Origin of the sequence: Variovorax paradoxus NBRC 15149, assembly GCF_001591365.1 — a bacterium.
GTDB lineage: Bacteria > Pseudomonadota > Gammaproteobacteria > Burkholderiales > Burkholderiaceae_C > Variovorax > Variovorax paradoxus.
Window position 1 is genome coordinate 12748 of sequence record NZ_BCUT01000010.1, and the last position, 16112, is coordinate 28859.

The window sequence follows — 16112 nt, forward strand, 5'->3', positions numbered from 1 at the left end:
TGGATGGCTCAGGGCAAAACCTTGGCGTCCTTGACGAACTCGGTGGTGTAGGTCTTGGCGAGTTCCACCTTTGCCGGGTCGAGCAGCTTGGCGCCCACGAGGAAGTCGTAGCTCGCCTTGGAACGCGCATCGGTGATCACGCCGATGCCGAGCTTGGCCGCATCGCCGCCGGTGACCATGCCCATTTCCTTGAGCTTGGCCACGCTGTAGGCCAGCTGGTCGTCGGTCATGTTGGGGTTGTCCTTCTTGATCAGCGCATTCGCGGGCGCCGGATCGGCGAGGTAGCTCTTCCAGCCTTCGGCCGAGGCCTTCACGAAGGCTTCCACCTGCTTGCTGCGGTCCTTCACGGTCTTTTCCATGCACGACACCGTGGTGGCGTAGGCCGGGAAGCCGTGGTCGCTGAACATCAGCACGGTGCTCTTCACGCCGGCCTTCTGGATCGCGTAGGGCTCCGAGGTCAGGTAGCCCTGCTGCGCGGCGTTCGGGTCGGCCACGAAGGGCTGGATGTTGAAGGTGTAGGGGCGCGTCTGTTCGTCCTTGAGGCCGAACCTGGCCTTGAGCCAGGGCCAGTAGCCGCGGTTGGCCTGCGCGCCGATCAGCAGCGTCTTGCCCTTGAGGTCCTCGAACTTCTTGACGTCATCGTGCGCGATCAGCACCTGCGGGTCCTTCTGGAAGAAGGCCGCCACGTTGACCACCGGCACGCCGCCTTCGCGCACCTGCATCATCTGGATGTCGCTCGAACCCATGATGCAGTCGGCCTGGCCCGCGGCCATCATCTGTGTGATGTTGACCTGCGGACCGCCCATCTTGATGGTCACGTCCAGGCCGTGCTTCTTGTAGATGCCCAGCGCCACCGCCTGGTAGAAGCCGCCGTGCTCGGCCTGCGCATACCAGTTGGTCATGTAGGTGAACTTGTCTTGCGCCTGGGCCGGTGCGGCAGCGGCGAACAGTGCGAGCGCGGCGGCGCCGGCCATGGAAAGAGCGAAGGAGCGCATGGTGGGAACCTCTCGAAGGCTGGTGAAGGAAGGGTTGGAAAAAAAGCGATGAAGCGGATGCAAGTAGCGCGCCTCAGGCGGCCTCGAAGGACTGCTGGATGAAGCCCTGCTGGTGGCCGCGCTCCCAGGTGGCTTCCTCGCGCACCACCCAGCGCAGCGCATGCAGCTCGGTCAATGCCTGCACCCAGCTGTCGGACAGCGTGTCCAGGATCTCCTGGCCCTGTTCGCGCGTGGCGCTGGTCGGGTCGCCGATCACGCCGCTCGGGCCGAAGTCGCGCGCGGTCCAGGCGCAGGCCGGGCGGCCATCGGCCGACAGCAGCTTGATCGGGAACGGCGGCGGAAAGTTGGCGGCGGCGCGCTCCATGTGCACGGTGTCGGGCGCCAGCGCGAGCATCAGCGCGGTCTCGGAATGGCCGGCGTGCATCGAGAGCTTCTTTTCCTGCTCGCTGATCTGCCTGCTCGATGCGTTCGGCAGGCGCGACACGCCATGCGGCACCACCACGAAGTCGCCATGGCGCAGCCGCAGCTCGCGCGCCGCCATCTCCAGCACCTGCGGCTGGCCGCCATGGCCGTTGGCGAACAGCAGCTTGCGAAAGCCGGCGCGGTAGACCGACTCGCCGATCTCGGTGACGGTCGACAAGAGCGTGGTGCCGGTGAGCGTCATGGTGCCGGGAAAGTGCAGGTGCTCTTCCGACTTGCCGTAGGTGATGGTGGGCAGCGCGAAGGCGCGCACCTCGGCCGGCAGCTTCTCGAGCGCCTTGCCCATCACGCCCGAGGCGATCACGCTGTCGACCGAGCACGGCAGGTGCGGGCCGTGCTGCTCGATGGCGCCGCAGGGCAGCACGATGACGGTGTTCTCGCGGTCGGGCAGTGCCGCGATTTCGGTCCAGCTCAGGTAGGGCAGGAAGCGGTGGGGCGGGATGTAGCCGTGGAGCATGGGGTTCCTTTGTTCGTCAGCGGGGAAGGAAGGGCGCCGCGTCGCCATGCGTGACGCGGCCCTCGCGCAGCACCACGCGGGTGGCGCTGCGCGAAGGCCAGCCATGGCGGTCGGCCTGGGTGAACAGCACGAGGTCGGCCTTGGCGCCGGCCAGCGTGGGCGCCGCCGTGGCGGGGGCGCGCTGCAGCCAGTCGCCGCGGCACAGCGCCTGCGACCAGTCGTCGAAGGGATCGGGCAGTTGGGCGACGAGCGCGGCCGTGCCCAGCGCCTCGACCGGGTCGAAGCTGCCGAGGCGGCAGAACGGGTCCTGCACGTTGTCGCTCGCAAACAGCAGCGGAATGCCGCGTTCGCGCGCTTCCTTCACCAGCGTGAGGCCGCGCAGGCGCGGGGTGCGGCCCGTCACCGCGTCCTGCAGCAGCAGGTTGGTGGCGGGCAGCGAGACGATGGTGATCGGCGCGCGTGCGACGGCATCGAGCGTGGCAAGGGCCTCCGCCTCGGGCTGCGCGGCCAGCGCACAGACGTGGCCGCAGACCACGCGGCCTTCGAAGCCGATCTCGCGCAGGATGCGTGCGGTGGTTTGCAGGCCGGCTGCCGACGCATTCAGTTCTTCATCGACGTGCAGGTCGACGTCGAGGTCGCAGGCCTGCGCTGCCACCAGCAGGTTGCGCAGCGCGTTCTCGCTCCAGTTGGTGGAATGCACGAAGCCGCCGAGCAGCGCATGCGGCCCGGTGGCCTTCACCTGCCTGGCAAGCCGCAGGGCCTGCGCGGCGTCCTCGAACAGCGGCAGCTTGATGAGGCTGACCTGCTCCAGCCGCACCCTGCCGGCCCATTCCTGCGCGAGCTCGGCCATCACGGGCCAGGCCAGCGGCACCGTGTCGGGCTCCCACCAGTCGACATGCGTGCGCACATGCGTGGTGCCGCATTCCCAGGCCCACTGCAGGCCGCGCGCGGCGCGCTCGTGCACGTCGGCGGGGCTCCAGTGCACGCGGTCGGCCAGCATCGCGTCGATGGCGCCGAGCAGGCCGGGCTGCACCTTTTTCATGCGCGGCAGCGTGAAGGCCTTGTCCAGGTGCGTGTGGGCGTCGACGAAGCCCGGCAGCACCAGCGTGCCGGCCAGGTCCCATGCTTCGGGGTCGGGCTCGTCCGGGCCGGAAGCGGGCCGCACCGACTGCACGCGGCCGGCCTCGAGCGCGATGCGCGCCAGCACCGGCACGCCGTCGCGCTCTGGCCAGCCGGCCGGCAGCAGCCAGCGCGGCAGGCGCGCATTGCCGAGCAGCGCGGGCGCCTTCATGCGAAACGCGCCATCGCGGCGCCGACCCGTGCCATGAAGCGCTTGAGCTGGGGCTCGGTCGCCACGTTCATGTGGTAGTGGGCGTGGTAGTCCACGCGGGCGCGGCGGCCCGTGAGCCGCAGCATGTAGCGCGTGACGATCTTGCGCGGCGGGTCGCCCATGTACCAGGCCATCCAGCGCGGCCGCCCGTAGGTGACCACGGCGCTGATGCGCTTGATGTGCGTGAGCATCGGCTTCACGTTGGCCGGATCGCTGATGTCGAAGGCCACGCCGGGCATGAAGAGCCGGTCGAAGTAGCCCTTGAGCATCGCCGGCAGGCCGAAGCACCAGGTCGGAAAGCAGAACACGATGCCCTCGGCCCACCGCAGCCGCTCCACATAGGGCTTGAGCGGCAGCTGGTTGCCCGGCACCTCGTGGTAGCCGAGCCGCTCCTCGCGCGAGAGCACCGGGTTGAAGCCCTCGGCGTACAGGTCGCAGTCGTCCACCTCGTGCCCGGCCGCGCGCAGGTTCTTCAGCACCTCCTGGTGCAGGGCGGCGTGGAAGCTGGTTTCGACCGGATGGCAGTAGACGACGAGCACGCGCATGAATTTGACCGATTAATCAGAGCAAGTGGTCAGGTTATGCAAGCGACGTGCCAGTCCGAATGCACCGGAGTGGGGCTCGGGGGCCGTCATCGCTTCGGAGGACGCGGCGGCGGCGCCGATCGCCTATGTTTGCCGCCAGTGCGCACCGATGCGCAGGAGAGCCATATGCAACCGCGCCATGCACAGAGCATTTCTTCCGTCTACGAGAAGGTGATCGCGCTGGCGCTCGTCGTGAACGCCGCGCTCTTCGCCGTCTACGTCATGCTGCCGCGCGCCCATGGCAAGGCGCCGCTCGACGAGGCGCAGTCCGAGGAAGTGCGGCGCATCGGCGCCGCGGCGGCCGGTGGCGGCGGCGGAGAAGACCTGCAGGCGGAATCGCGTACCCGGGTCATCGACACTGCCTTCGGCCCCACCGTCGAATTCAAGCCGTGCTGCGCAGCGGGCTCAAGGTGAGCCGACGCTACCTGGCCTTGCGCGGCCAGAGCCGCACCGCCAGCGCCGCGGCGGCCGTGGCGGTCGCCAGCCCGGTCACGCCGGCCCAGCCCCACTGCGCGAGCGCCAGCGCGCCCAGCGCCGAGCCGGCCGCCATGCCGATGAACATGCTGGTGAACAGCACCGCATTGAGGCGGCTGCGCGCACCGGGCTCGATGCCGTAGACGATGGTCTGGTGCGCGATCAGCGCCGCCTGCATGCCCAGGTCGAAGCCGACTGCGGCCAGCGCCAGCAGCCAGAGCTGCGCCTGCGGCGCCATCAGCGGCGCCAGGCCCATGGCCGCGAACGACAGCACCGCCAGCCCGGCGCCCAGCCGCGTCACCAGCTCGGGCCCGCGGCGGTCGGCCAGCCGGCCGGCCAGCGGCGCCGCCAGCGCGCCCGCCGCGCCGGCCAGGCCGAAGGCGCCCGCCGCCGCGCTGCCCAGGTGGAAGGGGGCGCCATGCAGCATCACGGCCAGCGTCGACCAGAACGCGCTGAATCCCACCGCCAGCAGCGCCTGGGCCAGCGCCGCGCGGCGCAGCATGCCGTGGCGCGACCACAGCGTGCCCAGGGAGCCGAGCAGCGCGGCGTAGGCCAGGTGCGTGGTGGGCCGGAAGCGCGGCAGCCCGCGCCAGGCGGCCGCGCCGATCAGCGCGATGCTGGCCGCGGCCGCGATGAACATCGCGCGCCAGCCGAAGTGCTCGGCCACGAAACCGCTCACCACGCGCGACAGCAGGATGCCCAGCAGCAGCCCGGTCATCACCGTGCCCACGGTCTTGCCGCGCGAGGCCTCGGGTGCCAGCGTGGCGGCCGCGGGCACGATGTCCTGCGCCATGGTCGCCGCCAGGCCGATGGCCAGGCTGGCCGCGAGCAGCACGCCGATCGACGGCGCGGCGCCGGCCACCAGCAGCGCGGCGCACAGCGCGGCCGCCTTGGCCAGCACGATGCGGCGCCGGTCGAAGCGGTCGCCCAGCGGCGCCAGCAGCAGGATGCCGAGCGCGTAGCCCAGCTGCGTGAGCGTGGGAATGAGCCCCACCGAGCGGGGCGAGGCGCCGATGTCCGCGCCCAGCACGCCGAGCATCGGCTGGGCGTAGTAGAGCGACGCCACCGACAGGCCCGCACCCGTGGCCAGCAGCAGCACCAGCGATCCCGGCAGGCTGCGCCCCTCCGGCGCGGCGCCAGCCGATGCATGCATATTTTGAATGGAAGACATGGTGTTAACCCTTGAACATCGAGCGATGACTGAAATGTGCACGCTTAGGGTTTGGCTTGGTAGTCTCGAGAATCGCACAATGCCTATACGCCAAGCGAATAAAGCAAGCCATGTCGACTCTCTCCTCTCCCGCCGCCGACCGCATCGAACTGATGCAGACCTTCGTCCATATCGTCGAGGCCGGCAGCCTTTCGGCCGCCGCGCTCCAGATGGGTGCGACCCAGCCCACCGTGAGCCGCCGCCTGCAGTCGCTGGAGCGCTCGCTGGGCGTGCGGCTCCTGCGCCGGTCCACGCACGCCATGAAGCTCACCGAGGACGGCGAGCGCTGCTACGAGCGCGCCCGGGAGCTGCTCGCCGACTGGCACGCCTTCGAGGCCGACCTGCGCGGCGTGGGCGACGAGCCCGAAGGCACGCTGCGCGTGGTGGCGCCGCATGCGCTGGGCCAGCTGCTGCTGGTCGGTCCGCTGGCCGACTACCTCCGGGCCTATCCGCGCGTGTCGGTCGAGTGGCTGCTGAACGACCGCCGGCCCGACTTCATCGCCGAAGGCGTCGACTGCGCGATCCAGGTCGGCGAGGTGACCGACACCCTGGCGGTGGCGCTCAAGCTCTCGGAAGTGCCGCGCGTGGTGGTCGCTGCGCCCTCGGTGCTGGCCGGGCGCGCGCCGCCCGCGCATCCGTCGGAGCTGGCCGAGCTGCCGTGGCTCGCGCTGCGCACCTTCTATCGCAATGAGGTGCTGCTCACGCACCGGCCGAGCGGCGAGGTCGCGCGCGTACCGATCCGCCCGCGCATGAGCACCGACAGCCTCTATGCGCTGCAAAGCGCGGCGCGCATGGGCCTGGGTGCCTGCATGGCCTCGGCCTGGCTGGTGAACGAGGACATTGCCGCCGGCCGGCTGGTGCAGCTGGTGCCGCAATGGCATGTGGCGCCGCTGCCGGTGTACCTGATCTATCCGCCGTCGCGCTTCCAGCCGGCGCGCCTGCGCCGCTTCATCGAGACCATGCGGCTCGCGCTGGCCGATCCGGCAGGCCGCACCTGGGAGGCGGGCGCGGCCTGAACGCGGCCGGCGGCGGCCTCAGCCGGCCCGCCGCGCCGCATGCGCGGCATCGGCGAACCACGACAGGAAGTGCAGCAGCCAGCTCGTCGCTTCGTCCAGGAAGCGCGGCGTGAGCCGCAGCTGCGCGCGCCCCGCGTCATGCGCCAGGTGGCCCGCCTCCGTCGCCTCCTTCAGCATGCCGCGCACGTGCGAGTGCGACAGGCCCAGTCCCTCGGCGAGTTCGCGTGCGCGCAGCGGGAAGGCCGCCGGGGGCGAGCCTGCGACCGGGTTGGCCTTGAAGTGGTCGCGCAGCAGCAGCATCGCGACCCGGCCGCCGCCGTCGCGCTCGTCGAACCAGCTCCAGCCGCCGAAGCGGCCGCGGTGCAGCGCCACCTGGTCCAGGATGGTGCCGGCGCGGCTCACGAAGGCCGAGAAAAAGGCGGCGTCGTCCGCCAGCCTGTCGGCATGGCCGGCGCCCAGCAGGCCGAGCGCCTCGCAGCAGCGCAGGTGGTGGGCGATCCAGGCGCGCAGGCCGGCAATCAGCCGCTCCTGCGGCACCAGGTAGCGCACGCGGCGGTCGCCGGGATCGGCCTCGGCCGCCACCATGCCCGTGAGCCGCAGCACGGCGACGAAGCTGGCCAGCGTGCGCGTGCCGCGGCTCGCGTGGCGCTGCAGCAGCGCCAGCGTGGGGCGCTCGGCGCCCTCTTCCTTCCAGCGGTAGTGCTGCACCACGATGCGGCCCGCGGCGTGCGACTGCATCGCGCGGCCGAAGATCTTGTTGATGAGCCGCTCGCCCCAGTGCATGCGCACGATCGCGTCGCAATAGAGCGCCACGGCTTGGGCGCGGGCTTCGTAGGAGATCGAAAGCGCCAGCTCGGGCGGCGGCAGGAAATCCATGCAATGTTTGGACTTTGTTGTTCTCGATACATAGCGTAACAATTCGCGCGCCAGTGCGAAAGCCCGGCATTTCCTGCCGGGAGACCCGGCGAACTCGACAACCACCAAGAACGGAGTTCCTCATGTGTGACTGCCAATCTTCCGCCGCGCTGCCGGCAACCTCGCGCCGCCGGCTGCTGGGCGGCGCGGCCGCTTTGGCCGCCCTGGCGTCCGGCGCCGATGCGTTCGCGGCCGACACGCCGCTGCCCGACAACCGCATCGGCGGCGATGCCGCGCTCCAGCGGCTGGTGCAGGGCAATCTGCGCTATTCGCAGGGCCGGCAGACGCAGCGCGATTTCAGCGTGGGCCGCGTGGCGCGCACCTCGGGCCAGAAGCCGTTCGCGGCGATCCTTGCCTGCGCCGACTCGCGCGTGGCGCCCGAATTGGCCTTCGACCAGGGCCCGGGCGATCTTTTCGTGGTGCGGCTGGCCGGCAACTTCGTCAACGACGATGGCATCGCCAGCATGGAATACGCGGCCAAGTTCCTCGACGTGCCGCTCATCATGGTGCTCGGCCACAGCAACTGCGGCGCCATCTCGGCCACCATCAAGGTGCTGCAGGAAAACGCCGTGCTGCCCGGGCACCTGCCGGGGCTGGTCGCGTCGATCCGCCCGGCCGTGGAAGCCGCGTCGCGCCGCGAGCCCGCCTCGCTGCTGCAGGCGGCCACCGAGCAGAACGTGCGCCAGAGCGTCGCGCGCCTGGCCACGTCGGCGCCCATCCTCGGCGGCATGGCCGCGAGCGGCGCGGTCAAGGTGGTCGGCGGAATCTACGACCTGGCGACCGGCCGGGTCAGCATGGTCTGACGAAGGCCTGCGGCTAGGCTTGGCTGCCGATGCCGCAGCCGCCCAGCACGAAGGCCACCAGCTCGCGAGCGATCGGCTCGCGGTCGATCGGCGCATCGGGCGGCAGGCCGAGCATCACGCGCGTCTGGATCGCATAGTCGGCGTAGCTCTGGGTCATGGCCCAGATGTGCATCAGGAGCAGGCGCGCATCGAGCGGGCGCATCTGCCCGCGCGCGATCCAGCCGTTGATGATGTCGACCTTCTTCTGCGTCCAGGCCTGCGCGTTGGGCCAGTAGCGGTCGAGGTTGCGGCCGCCGTCGAGCACTTCGCGCGTGAAGATGCGCGAGATCTCGGGGTTGTCGAACGCGTGGTCGAGCTTCTTGCGGATGTAGTCGCCCAGCACGGTGGCCGGGTCGCTGGCGTCCTCGAACGAGAACACCACCTTCCAGGCATGCAGCACCTGCATCAGCAGCTCTTCGTAGAGCTCTTCCTTGCCGGCGATGTAGTAGTGCAGCTGGGGCTTGGTGAGGCCGGCGCGCGCGGCAATGGCCTGGGTGGAGGTGCCCTTGAGGCCATGCAGGCTGAACTCGGCCACGGCCGCGGTGCGGATCGCCGCCATGATGCGTTCGCGCCCCGGCCGCGCGCGCGACAGCGGGCCGTCGGGGGCGGGCATTTCCTGGGCGGTGCTGGGGGACAGGGCGGCGGGATCGGCGTTCATGGCATGGCGGATATGCGGCGGTGCGCCCGGCGATGGTAATCCTTGGCGCATGGCCGCATGCCATGCCGGCATGGAAGCGCAGGGCATGCGGGCACGGTTCATGTATCTTCTCGCCGCTTCCAGAATTTCGTCCCAACAAAGGAGTTCCTTCATGTACCTTTCCCCCCGTTTCCGCGCCTTCGCGGCCGGTGCCGCACTGCTCGCGGCCAGCGCCCTGGCGCAAGCCCAGCAGGCGTTGCCCAATGTGGTGATCCTGGCCACCGGCGGCACCATCGCGGGCGCCGGCGCCTCGGCCGTCAACAGCGCCACCTACGCGGCCGCCAAGGTCGGCGTCGAGAAGCTGATCGCCGGCCTGCCCGAGCTCTCCAAGATCGCCAACGTGCGCGGCGAGCAGGTGTTCCAGGTCGCTTCCGAAAGCCTCACCAACGACAACCTGCTGACGCTGGCCAAGCGCGTCTCGGCGCTGTCGAAGCAGGCGGACGTGGACGGCATCGTCATCACCCACGGCACCGACACGCTCGAGGAAACCGCCTACTTCCTCACGCTCACCGTGCACACCAGCAAGCCGATCGTGGTGGTCGGCTCGATGCGCCCGGGCACGGCCCTTTCCGCCGACGGTGCGCTCAACCTGTACGACGCCGTCAGCGTGGCCGGCAGCAAGGACGCGGCGGGCAAGGGCGTGCTCGTGACGATGAACGACAACATCGACAGCGGCCGCGACGTGAGCAAGAACGTCAACATCAAGACCAGCGCCTTCTCGAGCCAGTGGGGCCCGCTCGGCATGGTGGTCGAGGGCAAGAACTACTGGTTCCGCGCGCCGGTCAAGCGCCACACCATGAGTTCGGAGTTCGACATCGACGCCATCACCGCGCTGCCGCCGGTCGAGATCGCGATGGGCTACGAGGGCGTCTCGTCCATCGCCATCGACGCGCTGGCCAAGAGCGGCGTGAAGGCGATCATCCATGGCGGCACGGGCAACGGCTCGGTGGCCAACCGCATCGTGCCCAACCTGCAGAAGGCGCGCACCGACGGCGCAATCATCATCCGCAGCTCGCGCGTGCCCGACGGCTTCGTGATCCGCAATGCCGAGCAGCCCGACGACAAGTACGACTGGGTGGTGGCGCACGACCTGCGTCCGCAGAAGGCGCGCATCCTGGCGATGGTGGCGCTGACCAAGACCAGCGACACCAAAGAGCTCCAGCGCATCTTCTGGGAGTATTGACCCGCCCTAGCGCGCGGCGCGGCGCTTGCGGTGCCACGCGTATTCGAGGCTGCCCACGCACACGAGCAGCCAGGCCAGGCCGGTCAGCAGGCCGGCCGCCACGTCGCTTGCGAAATGCACCTGCAAGAACACGCGGCTGCACGCGATGGTGACGATGGCGGCGGCCGCCCCCATGGCCGCCGGCACATGCCAGCGCGCCGGCAGCAGGCGCAGCGCCAAGTACATCAGCATGCCGTAGCTCACGATCGCGCCCGCGCTGTGGCCGCTCGGGAAGCTGTAGCTCGTCTCCAGCGCCAGCCCGTGGTCGTGCAGCGGCCGCGCGCGCGCGAAGATGCGCTTGAGCGCCGGGTTCAGCAGCACGATGCCGCCGAGCGCCATGACCCAGCCCAGCGCCAGGCCGTGGTGCGCGCGGCGCCACAGCAGCAGCGCCACCACCACGCACACCGGCGCCAGCAGTTCGGCATCGCCCAGGTGCGTGAGCCAGCTGAAAGCCACCAGCGCCGCCCACGGCAGGTGCTCGCCGATGGCGTTGGCCAGCGCCTGGTCGGCCAGGCCCAGCAGGCGCCCGTCGCCGAGCTTCGATGCGATGTATGCCACCAGGCTGGCCGCCCCGAGGATCGACAGGAAGCCGATGGCCAGCCCGGCGGCCAGCCGCGGTTCGTCGGGCTCATCGGCCGGCGATCTCCTGAGGCGCCGCCGCTGCAGCGCCCGGCAGGCCAGGCCGGCGCCGAGCACCGAGACGGCGAAGGCGCCGGCGAACCAGGCCAGCGAATGCTCGCCCAGCTGGCGGGCGAGAAGAACGAGTGCAGGGGCTTCCATCGGCATGCGGCGCACCCTAAGCGGGCGCCCTGGCGCTGGCAAGCGGAAGCTGCAAAACCTTGGCGCACACGAAGGCCTTGTCGGCGGCCGAATGGTCCCAGCGCTCGGCCTGGCACACGCGGCCGTCTTCCGGCGCGCCCAGGCGCAGCACGTTCACCGAATTGGGATGGCCCGCGCGCACGCGCGACGACACCGCCGTGCCGGCCTGCACCGCCCATGCGGTGCGCGGGCAGCCGGCGTACGCACCGTGCAGCGAACGCACGAACGGCAGGTGGATGTGGCCGCCCAGGATCAGGTCCGCGCCGGCCGCGCACCAGCGCGCGACGGCGGCTTCGCGCCCGTGCAGCCGGTTTTGCATGTCTTCCTGCCGCGTCACCATCACGGGCTGGTGCGTGACCACCACGCGCAGTTGCGAAGGCAGGGCGCCCGCCAGCCGCGCCGCCACCCGCTCGATCTGCGCCGGCGAGACCTCGCCGTCCGCATGCCGCCACCAGCGCGTGGTGTTGACCGCCACCACCAGCCAGTCGGCGGATTCGAACACCGGCTCCAGGTCGGTGCCGAAGGCGCCGGCGTAGCGCCCATAAGGCGAGAACAGGCGCGCCCCCAGCTGGAACAGCGGAATGTCGTGGTTGCCCGGAATGGCCACCACGGCCGGTGCGGCCAGCCGATCGACGAAGGCGCGTGCGGCCGCGAACTGCCTGCGCGTGGCGCGCTGCGTGATGTCGCCCGAGAGCACCACCACCTGCGGCGCCAGGGCCTGCGCGAGCCGCTCGAGCGCGGCCATCACCTCGGGCTGCTCGGTGCCGAAATGCGTGTCGGAGATCTGCAGCAGGCAGCTCATTGCTTGGCGGCCTCCAGCTCGGGCGCGACGTCGGGCCGTACCAGCCACAGCGGTTCGGGCGAGACCCGGAACAGCAGCGGCATCTCGGCCCAGGCGATCTCGCCGTCGGTGGCCACTTTCACGCGGCGCGGCGGATGCAGGCGGCCGGCCTTCACCGTCATCGACTCGAACGGAAAGCTCAGCACCTCGTCGGCGTTCCCCAGCCGGCCGAGCGCGCCGCGCACCAGCAGGCCGGGCATGGCCAGCACGCCCACCGGCTTCAGCGCCACGGCGGCCAGCTGGCCGTTCTCGGGTGCATCGGCATGCGCGATGCCCACCTGCAGCAGCTGTAGCGGGTTGTTGCCCACGAAAAGCGTGGTCGTGCGGATGTCGCGCTCCACCCCGTGCGAGGCGATGCGCAGGTTCCAGTGCCGGTGGCCACGCATCACGGTGAGCAGGCCGGCAAAGAACGCGACCCAGCGGCTGCGGCCGTAGCGCACCTTGTAGCTTTCGCGTTCCTCCAGCAGTTCGGCATACAGGCCCATGCTGGCGTTCACCAGGAAGATGCGGTCGTTGACCAGCCCCACCTGCACCGGCCGCGGCTGCTCGTCCAGCAGCACCTGCAGCGCCTGCGCCGTGTCGCGCGGAATGCCGTGGGCGCGGCTGAAATAGTTGAAGGTGCCCTGCGGCAGCACGCCGAAGGCCAGCCCGCTGCCGAGCGTGGCCCGCGCCACCGTGTTGAGGGTGCCGTCGCCGCCCGCGGCCACCACCACGCCGTCCACGGCGCGGGCGCGCTCCACCGCCTCGCGCGCCAGCGCCTGCACCGTCGTGCGTTCGTCGACCAGGAAGATGCGCAGCCTGCGGCCGGCCGCGGCGCAGCCTTGCTCGATGATTTCGCGGGTTTCGGCGGCGTCCGCGCTGCCGGAGCCGGCGTTGAGAACGACGAACAAGGGGGAGTTCGGACCGAGGGGAGACGGCTGCATGTCGATGGAAACCGGAAAAAGGAGGGGAAGAGCCTGGCGGGCTGCGAAAGTTCGGGCGCGGGGGCAGGAAGCCCGGGAAAAGCGCGGTGCGCGCCCCTGACCCGCGGTTGTCGCACGGCCGGCCGGTCCGCGCAGGCGGCCGGCATGCCGGCTTGCTGTGGGAGAGCGGCCCTCCGCCCGTAAAATCGTCTGCTTTCGCGGTGCTTCATCGCGCTACCGTCCAACGCCCGGTCACGCCGGCCTGCTTCATGTTGACCTTCCAGCAAATCATTCTCAAACTGCAGTCGTACTGGGCCGACAAGGGCTGTGCGCTGCTGCAACCCTACGACATGGAAGTGGGCGCGGGCACCTCGCACACCGCCACCTTCCTGCGCGCGCTCGGCCCCGAGCCCTGGAAGGCCGCCTACGTGCAGCCCAGCCGCCGCCCCAAGGACGGCCGCTACGGCGAGAACCCCAACCGCCTGCAGCACTACTACCAGTACCAGGTGGTGCTCAAGCCGGCGCCCAGCAACATCCTGGAGCTGTACCTCGGCAGCCTCGAGGCGCTGGGCTTCGACTTGAAGAAAAACGACATCCGCTTCGTCGAAGACGACTGGGAGAATCCCACGCTCGGCGCCTGGGGCCTGGGCTGGGAAGTCTGGCTCAACGGCATGGAAGTGACGCAGTTCACCTATTTCCAGCAGGTCGGCGGCATCGACTGCAAGCCGATCACCGGCGAGATCACCTACGGCCTGGAGCGCCTGGCCATGTACCTGCAGGGCGTGGACAACGTCTACAACCTCACCTGGACCGACGGCCTGAGCTACGGCGACGTCTACAAGCAGAACGAGGTCGAGCAGTCGACCTACAACTTCGAGCACAGCGACGCCGAGTTTTTGTTCACCGCCTTCGCGGCGCACGAGAAGCAGGCCAGGCACCTCATGACCGAGCAGCTCGCGCTGCCGGCCTACGAACAGGTGCTCAAGGCCGCGCACAGCTTCAACCTGCTCGACGCGCGCGGCGCCATCAGCGTGACCGAGCGCGCGGCCTACATCGGCCGCATCCGCAACCTCGCGCGCAGCGTGGCGCAGAGCTACTACGAGAGCCGCGAGCGGCTCGGTTTTCCGATGGCGCCTCGCGAGTGGGTTGCACAAATCACGAAGAAGGCGGCCTGAGCGATGACGAGCGTGCAAAAGAACCTGTTGGTCGAACTCTTCGTCGAAGAGCTGCCGCCCAAGGCGCTGAAGAAACTCGGCGATGCCTTCGCCGGCGTGCTGCGCGACCAGCTCGTGGCCCAGGGGCTCGCCGAGCCCGCCTCGGTGCTCACGGCCTACGCGTCGCCGCGCCGCCTCGCTGCGCACCTCACGCACGTGGCCGAGCGCGCCGCCGACAAGGCCGTCTCGCAAAAGCTCATGCCCGTGGCCGTGGGACTCGATGCCTCGGGCCAGCCCACGCCCGCGTTGCTGAAGCGCCTGGCCGCGCTGGGCGCCGACGCCTCGGCCGTGCCCGGCCTCAAGCGCGCGATGGACGGCAAGGCCGAAGCGCTGTTCTACGAAAGCACCGCCAAGGGCGCAACGCTGGCCGAAGGCCTGCAGAAGGCGCTGGCCGAGGCCATTGCCAAGCTGCCGATTCCCAAGGTGATGAGCTACCAGCTCGAAAGCGGCTGCGAGCTGCCCGGCTGGAGCAGCGTGAGCTTCGTGCGCCCCGCGCATGGCCTGGTGGCGCTGCATGGCGATGCCGTGGTGCCGGTCGAGGCGCTCGGCCTGAAGGCCGGCCGCGAAACCCACGGCCACCGCTTCGAGGCGGCCGTCGATCCGGTCGTGCTGCGCGACGCCAACAGCTATGCGCTGCAGATGCAGGACGAGGGCGCGGTCATCGCGAGCTTCGAAGCGCGCCGCACCGAGATCGCGCGCCAGCTCGCGGCCGCGGCCGTGCGGGTCGGCGGCGCTGCCGTGCCCATCCATGACGACGCGCTGCTCGACGAAGTGACCGCGCTGGTCGAGCGGCCCAACGTGCTGGTCTGCAGCTTCGAGCGCGAATTCCTCGAAGTGCCGCAGGAGTGCCTCATCCTCACGATGAAGGCCAACCAGAAGTACTTTCCGCTGCTGGACGCCTCGAACCGGCTCACCAACAAGTTCCTGGTGGTCAGCAACATCAGCCCGGAAGATGCGAGCGCGGTGGTCGGCGGCAACGAGCGCGTGGTGCGTCCGCGCCTGGCCGACGCCAAGTTCTTCTTCGACCAGGACCGCAAGAAGTCGCTGGCCTCGCGCGTCGAATCGCTGGGCAAGGTGGTCTATCACAACAAGCTCGGCACCCAGGGCGAGCGCGTCGAACGCGTGATGCGCATTGCGCGCGGCATCGCCGAAAAGCTCGGCGGCGCCGCGCTCGTCGCGCATGCGGTGCAGGCCGCGCAGCTGGCCAAGGCCGACCTCGTGACCGACATGGTCGGCGAGTTCCCGGAGCTGCAGGGCACCATGGGCCGCTACTACGCGCTGCACGACGGCCTCGCTGCCGAAGTGGCCGACGCGATCGAAGACCACTACAAGCCGCGCTTTGCCGGCGACGAGCTGCCGCGCAACAGCGTGGGCCTGGTGGTCGCACTGGCCGACAAGCTCGAGACGCTGGTCGGCATGTTCGGCATCGGCAACCTGCCCACCGGCGACCGCGATCCCTTCGCGCTGCGCCGCCATGCGCTCGGCGTGATCCGCATGCTGATCGAGAAAGACCTGCCGCTGAAGCTCGACGCGCTGCTGCAGGACGCCGCCGCGCAGTTCAAGGACATCGACGGCTTCGACACCGGCAAGGCCACGGCCGAGCTGCAGGACTTCATCCTCGACCGCCTGGCCGGCAGCCTGCGCGAGCAGGGCGCCAGCGCGCAGGAAGTCGACGCCGTGCTGGCGCCGCGGCCGCAGCGCCTGGGCGAGGTGCCCAAGCTGCTGGCGGCCGTGCGCGCCTTTGCCGCGCTGCCAGCCGCCGCCGCGCTGGCCGCCGCCAACAAGCGCATCGGCAACATCCTCAAGAAGGCGCCCGAGGCCGACGCGCACGTCAGCGAGCTGCTGCTGAAGGAGCCCGCCGAGAAGGCGCTGCATGCCGCCATGGCCGAGGTCGTGCCCGCCGCCAATGCCCAGTTCGATGCCGGCGACTACACCGCTTCGCTGCAGACCCTGGCCGCGCTGCGCGAGCCGGTCGATGCCTTCTTCGACGGCGTGATGGTCAATGCCGAGCAGGCCGACCTGCGCCTGAACCGGCTGGGCCTGCTGATGTCGCTGCACGCCGCGATGAACCGCGTGGCGCAGCTCGAGCGGCTGGCTGCTTGATCATCCCCCCG

16 protein-coding genes are annotated in these 16112 nt (G+C 70.1%); 6 read left to right on the forward strand and 10 right to left on the reverse strand.

Annotated elements, in window-relative coordinates:
* Positions 1-8: 8 nt before the first annotated feature.
* The 4 genes from VPA02S_RS30690 to VPA02S_RS30705 all read right to left on the reverse strand — a co-directional run bounded on the left by VPA02S_RS30690 (position 9) and on the right by VPA02S_RS30705 (position 3807).
* On the reverse strand, positions 9-995 hold the full coding sequence (locus VPA02S_RS30690) for an ABC transporter substrate-binding protein (RefSeq protein ID WP_015867519.1): 987 nt from the start codon (positions 993-995) through the stop codon (positions 9-11).
* Positions 996-1068: 73 nt separating this feature from the next.
* A complete protein-coding gene (locus VPA02S_RS30695; RefSeq protein WP_015867518.1) occupies positions 1069-1932 on the reverse strand; it encodes a creatininase family protein in 864 nt (287 codons plus the stop codon).
* A gap of 16 nt (positions 1933-1948) precedes the next feature.
* Positions 1949-3223, reverse strand: coding sequence for an amidohydrolase family protein (locus tag VPA02S_RS30700; protein ID WP_062367288.1), 1275 nt, complete (start codon positions 3221-3223; stop codon positions 1949-1951).
* Complete coding sequence (locus VPA02S_RS30705) at positions 3220-3807, reverse strand: NAD(P)H-dependent oxidoreductase (protein ID WP_062367290.1); 588 nt, start codon at positions 3805-3807, stop codon at positions 3220-3222. The genes VPA02S_RS30700 and VPA02S_RS30705 overlap by 4 nt, the downstream gene beginning before the upstream one ends.
* A gap of 165 nt (positions 3808-3972) precedes the next feature.
* Between VPA02S_RS30705 and VPA02S_RS30710 the strand changes: the two genes are divergently transcribed.
* Complete coding sequence (locus VPA02S_RS30710; protein WP_015867515.1) at positions 3973-4260, forward strand: hypothetical protein; 288 nt, start codon at positions 3973-3975, stop codon at positions 4258-4260.
* 7 nt (positions 4261-4267) lie between these two features.
* Here the strand turns inward: VPA02S_RS30710 and VPA02S_RS30715 are convergent, their stop codons facing one another.
* Complete coding sequence (locus tag VPA02S_RS30715) at positions 4268-5491, reverse strand: MFS transporter (protein WP_015867514.1); 1224 nt, start codon at positions 5489-5491, stop codon at positions 4268-4270.
* 110 nt (positions 5492-5601) lie between these two features.
* Here VPA02S_RS30715 and VPA02S_RS30720 point away from each other — a divergent pair, with 110 nt between their 5' ends.
* Complete coding sequence (locus VPA02S_RS30720) at positions 5602-6546, forward strand: LysR family transcriptional regulator (protein ID WP_062367292.1); 945 nt, start codon at positions 5602-5604, stop codon at positions 6544-6546.
* A gap of 18 nt (positions 6547-6564) precedes the next feature.
* On the opposite strand, the gene VPA02S_RS30725 is transcribed toward VPA02S_RS30720, so the two are convergent.
* A complete protein-coding gene (locus tag VPA02S_RS30725; RefSeq protein WP_062367293.1) occupies positions 6565-7422 on the reverse strand; it encodes a hypothetical protein in 858 nt (285 codons plus the stop codon).
* Between the two features lie 122 nt (positions 7423-7544).
* Here VPA02S_RS30725 and VPA02S_RS30730 point away from each other — a divergent pair, with 122 nt between their 5' ends.
* Positions 7545-8264, forward strand: a complete 720-nt coding sequence (locus VPA02S_RS30730; RefSeq protein WP_015867511.1) for a carbonic anhydrase — start codon at positions 7545-7547, stop codon at positions 8262-8264.
* A 13-nt stretch (positions 8265-8277) separates the two neighbouring features.
* Here VPA02S_RS30730 and VPA02S_RS30735 read toward each other — a convergent pair whose 3' ends face one another.
* On the reverse strand, positions 8278-8961 hold the full coding sequence (locus VPA02S_RS30735; protein ID WP_015867510.1) for a TetR family transcriptional regulator C-terminal domain-containing protein: 684 nt from the start codon (positions 8959-8961) through the stop codon (positions 8278-8280).
* A 151-nt stretch (positions 8962-9112) separates the two neighbouring features.
* Here VPA02S_RS30735 and VPA02S_RS30740 point away from each other — a divergent pair, with 151 nt between their 5' ends.
* Positions 9113-10183: an asparaginase gene (locus tag VPA02S_RS30740; RefSeq protein WP_015867509.1), complete on the forward strand. Its 1071-nt coding sequence runs from the start codon at positions 9113-9115 to the stop codon at positions 10181-10183.
* A 6-nt stretch (positions 10184-10189) separates the two neighbouring features.
* On the opposite strand, the gene VPA02S_RS30745 is transcribed toward VPA02S_RS30740, so the two are convergent.
* Genes VPA02S_RS30745 through VPA02S_RS30755 form a run of 3 tightly spaced genes read right to left on the reverse strand, consistent with a single transcriptional unit; the run spans position 10190 to position 12805 of the window.
* Complete coding sequence (locus VPA02S_RS30745) at positions 10190-11008, reverse strand: phosphatase PAP2 family protein (protein WP_062367325.1); 819 nt, start codon at positions 11006-11008, stop codon at positions 10190-10192.
* A 10-nt stretch (positions 11009-11018) separates the two neighbouring features.
* Complete coding sequence (locus VPA02S_RS30750; protein ID WP_062367294.1) at positions 11019-11843, reverse strand: metallophosphoesterase family protein; 825 nt, start codon at positions 11841-11843, stop codon at positions 11019-11021.
* Positions 11840-12805 (reverse strand): diacylglycerol/lipid kinase family protein, encoded by a 966-nt coding sequence (locus VPA02S_RS30755; protein WP_062367295.1) that lies wholly within the window; start codon positions 12803-12805, stop codon positions 11840-11842. The genes VPA02S_RS30750 and VPA02S_RS30755 overlap by 4 nt, the downstream gene beginning before the upstream one ends.
* Positions 12806-13053: 248 nt before the next feature.
* Here VPA02S_RS30755 and glyQ point away from each other — a divergent pair, with 248 nt between their 5' ends.
* Together glyQ and glyS are read left to right on the forward strand one after the other, a co-directional pair.
* Positions 13054-13959 carry a glycine--tRNA ligase subunit alpha gene (gene glyQ / locus VPA02S_RS30760; RefSeq protein ID WP_062367296.1) on the forward strand — a complete coding sequence of 302 codons (906 nt, stop codon included), beginning with the start codon at positions 13054-13056 and terminating at the stop codon, positions 13957-13959.
* Between the two features lie 3 nt (positions 13960-13962).
* The gene (gene glyS / locus VPA02S_RS30765) at positions 13963-16101 is read left to right on the forward strand and encodes a glycine--tRNA ligase subunit beta (protein WP_027730333.1); all 2139 of its coding nucleotides are present in this window, start codon (positions 13963-13965) and stop codon (positions 16099-16101) included.
* Positions 16102-16112: the final 11 nt, after the last annotated feature.

Coding starts and splice junctions, on each gene's coding strand:
- VPA02S_RS30735 (WP_015867510.1), bottom strand. CDS start 8,961: ATGAACGCCGATCCCGCCGCCCTGTCCCCCAGCACCGCCCAGGAAATG.
- VPA02S_RS30725 (WP_062367293.1), bottom strand. CDS start 7,422: ATGGATTTCCTGCCGCCGCCCGAGCTGGCGCTTTCGATCTCCTACGAA.
- glyQ (WP_062367296.1), top strand. CDS start 13,054: ATGTTGACCTTCCAGCAAATCATTCTCAAACTGCAGTCGTACTGGGCC.
- VPA02S_RS30690 (WP_015867519.1), bottom strand. CDS start 995: ATGCGCTCCTTCGCTCTTTCCATGGCCGGCGCCGCCGCGCTCGCACTG.
- VPA02S_RS30750 (WP_062367294.1), bottom strand. CDS start 11,843: ATGAGCTGCCTGCTGCAGATCTCCGACACGCATTTCGGCACCGAGCAG.
- VPA02S_RS30755 (WP_062367295.1), bottom strand. CDS start 12,805: ATGCAGCCGTCTCCCCTCGGTCCGAACTCCCCCTTGTTCGTCGTTCTC.
- VPA02S_RS30715 (WP_015867514.1), bottom strand. CDS start 5,491: ATGTCTTCCATTCAAAATATGCATGCATCGGCTGGCGCCGCGCCGGAG.
- VPA02S_RS30695 (WP_015867518.1), bottom strand. CDS start 1,932: ATGCTCCACGGCTACATCCCGCCCCACCGCTTCCTGCCCTACCTGAGC.
- VPA02S_RS30740 (WP_015867509.1), top strand. CDS start 9,113: ATGTACCTTTCCCCCCGTTTCCGCGCCTTCGCGGCCGGTGCCGCACTG.
- VPA02S_RS30710 (WP_015867515.1), top strand. CDS start 3,973: ATGCAACCGCGCCATGCACAGAGCATTTCTTCCGTCTACGAGAAGGTG.
- VPA02S_RS30700 (WP_062367288.1), bottom strand. CDS start 3,223: ATGAAGGCGCCCGCGCTGCTCGGCAATGCGCGCCTGCCGCGCTGGCTG.
- VPA02S_RS30730 (WP_015867511.1), top strand. CDS start 7,545: ATGTGTGACTGCCAATCTTCCGCCGCGCTGCCGGCAACCTCGCGCCGC.
- VPA02S_RS30720 (WP_062367292.1), top strand. CDS start 5,602: ATGTCGACTCTCTCCTCTCCCGCCGCCGACCGCATCGAACTGATGCAG.
- glyS (WP_027730333.1), top strand. CDS start 13,963: ATGACGAGCGTGCAAAAGAACCTGTTGGTCGAACTCTTCGTCGAAGAG.
- VPA02S_RS30745 (WP_062367325.1), bottom strand. CDS start 11,008: ATGCCGATGGAAGCCCCTGCACTCGTTCTTCTCGCCCGCCAGCTGGGC.
- VPA02S_RS30705 (WP_062367290.1), bottom strand. CDS start 3,807: ATGCGCGTGCTCGTCGTCTACTGCCATCCGGTCGAAACCAGCTTCCAC.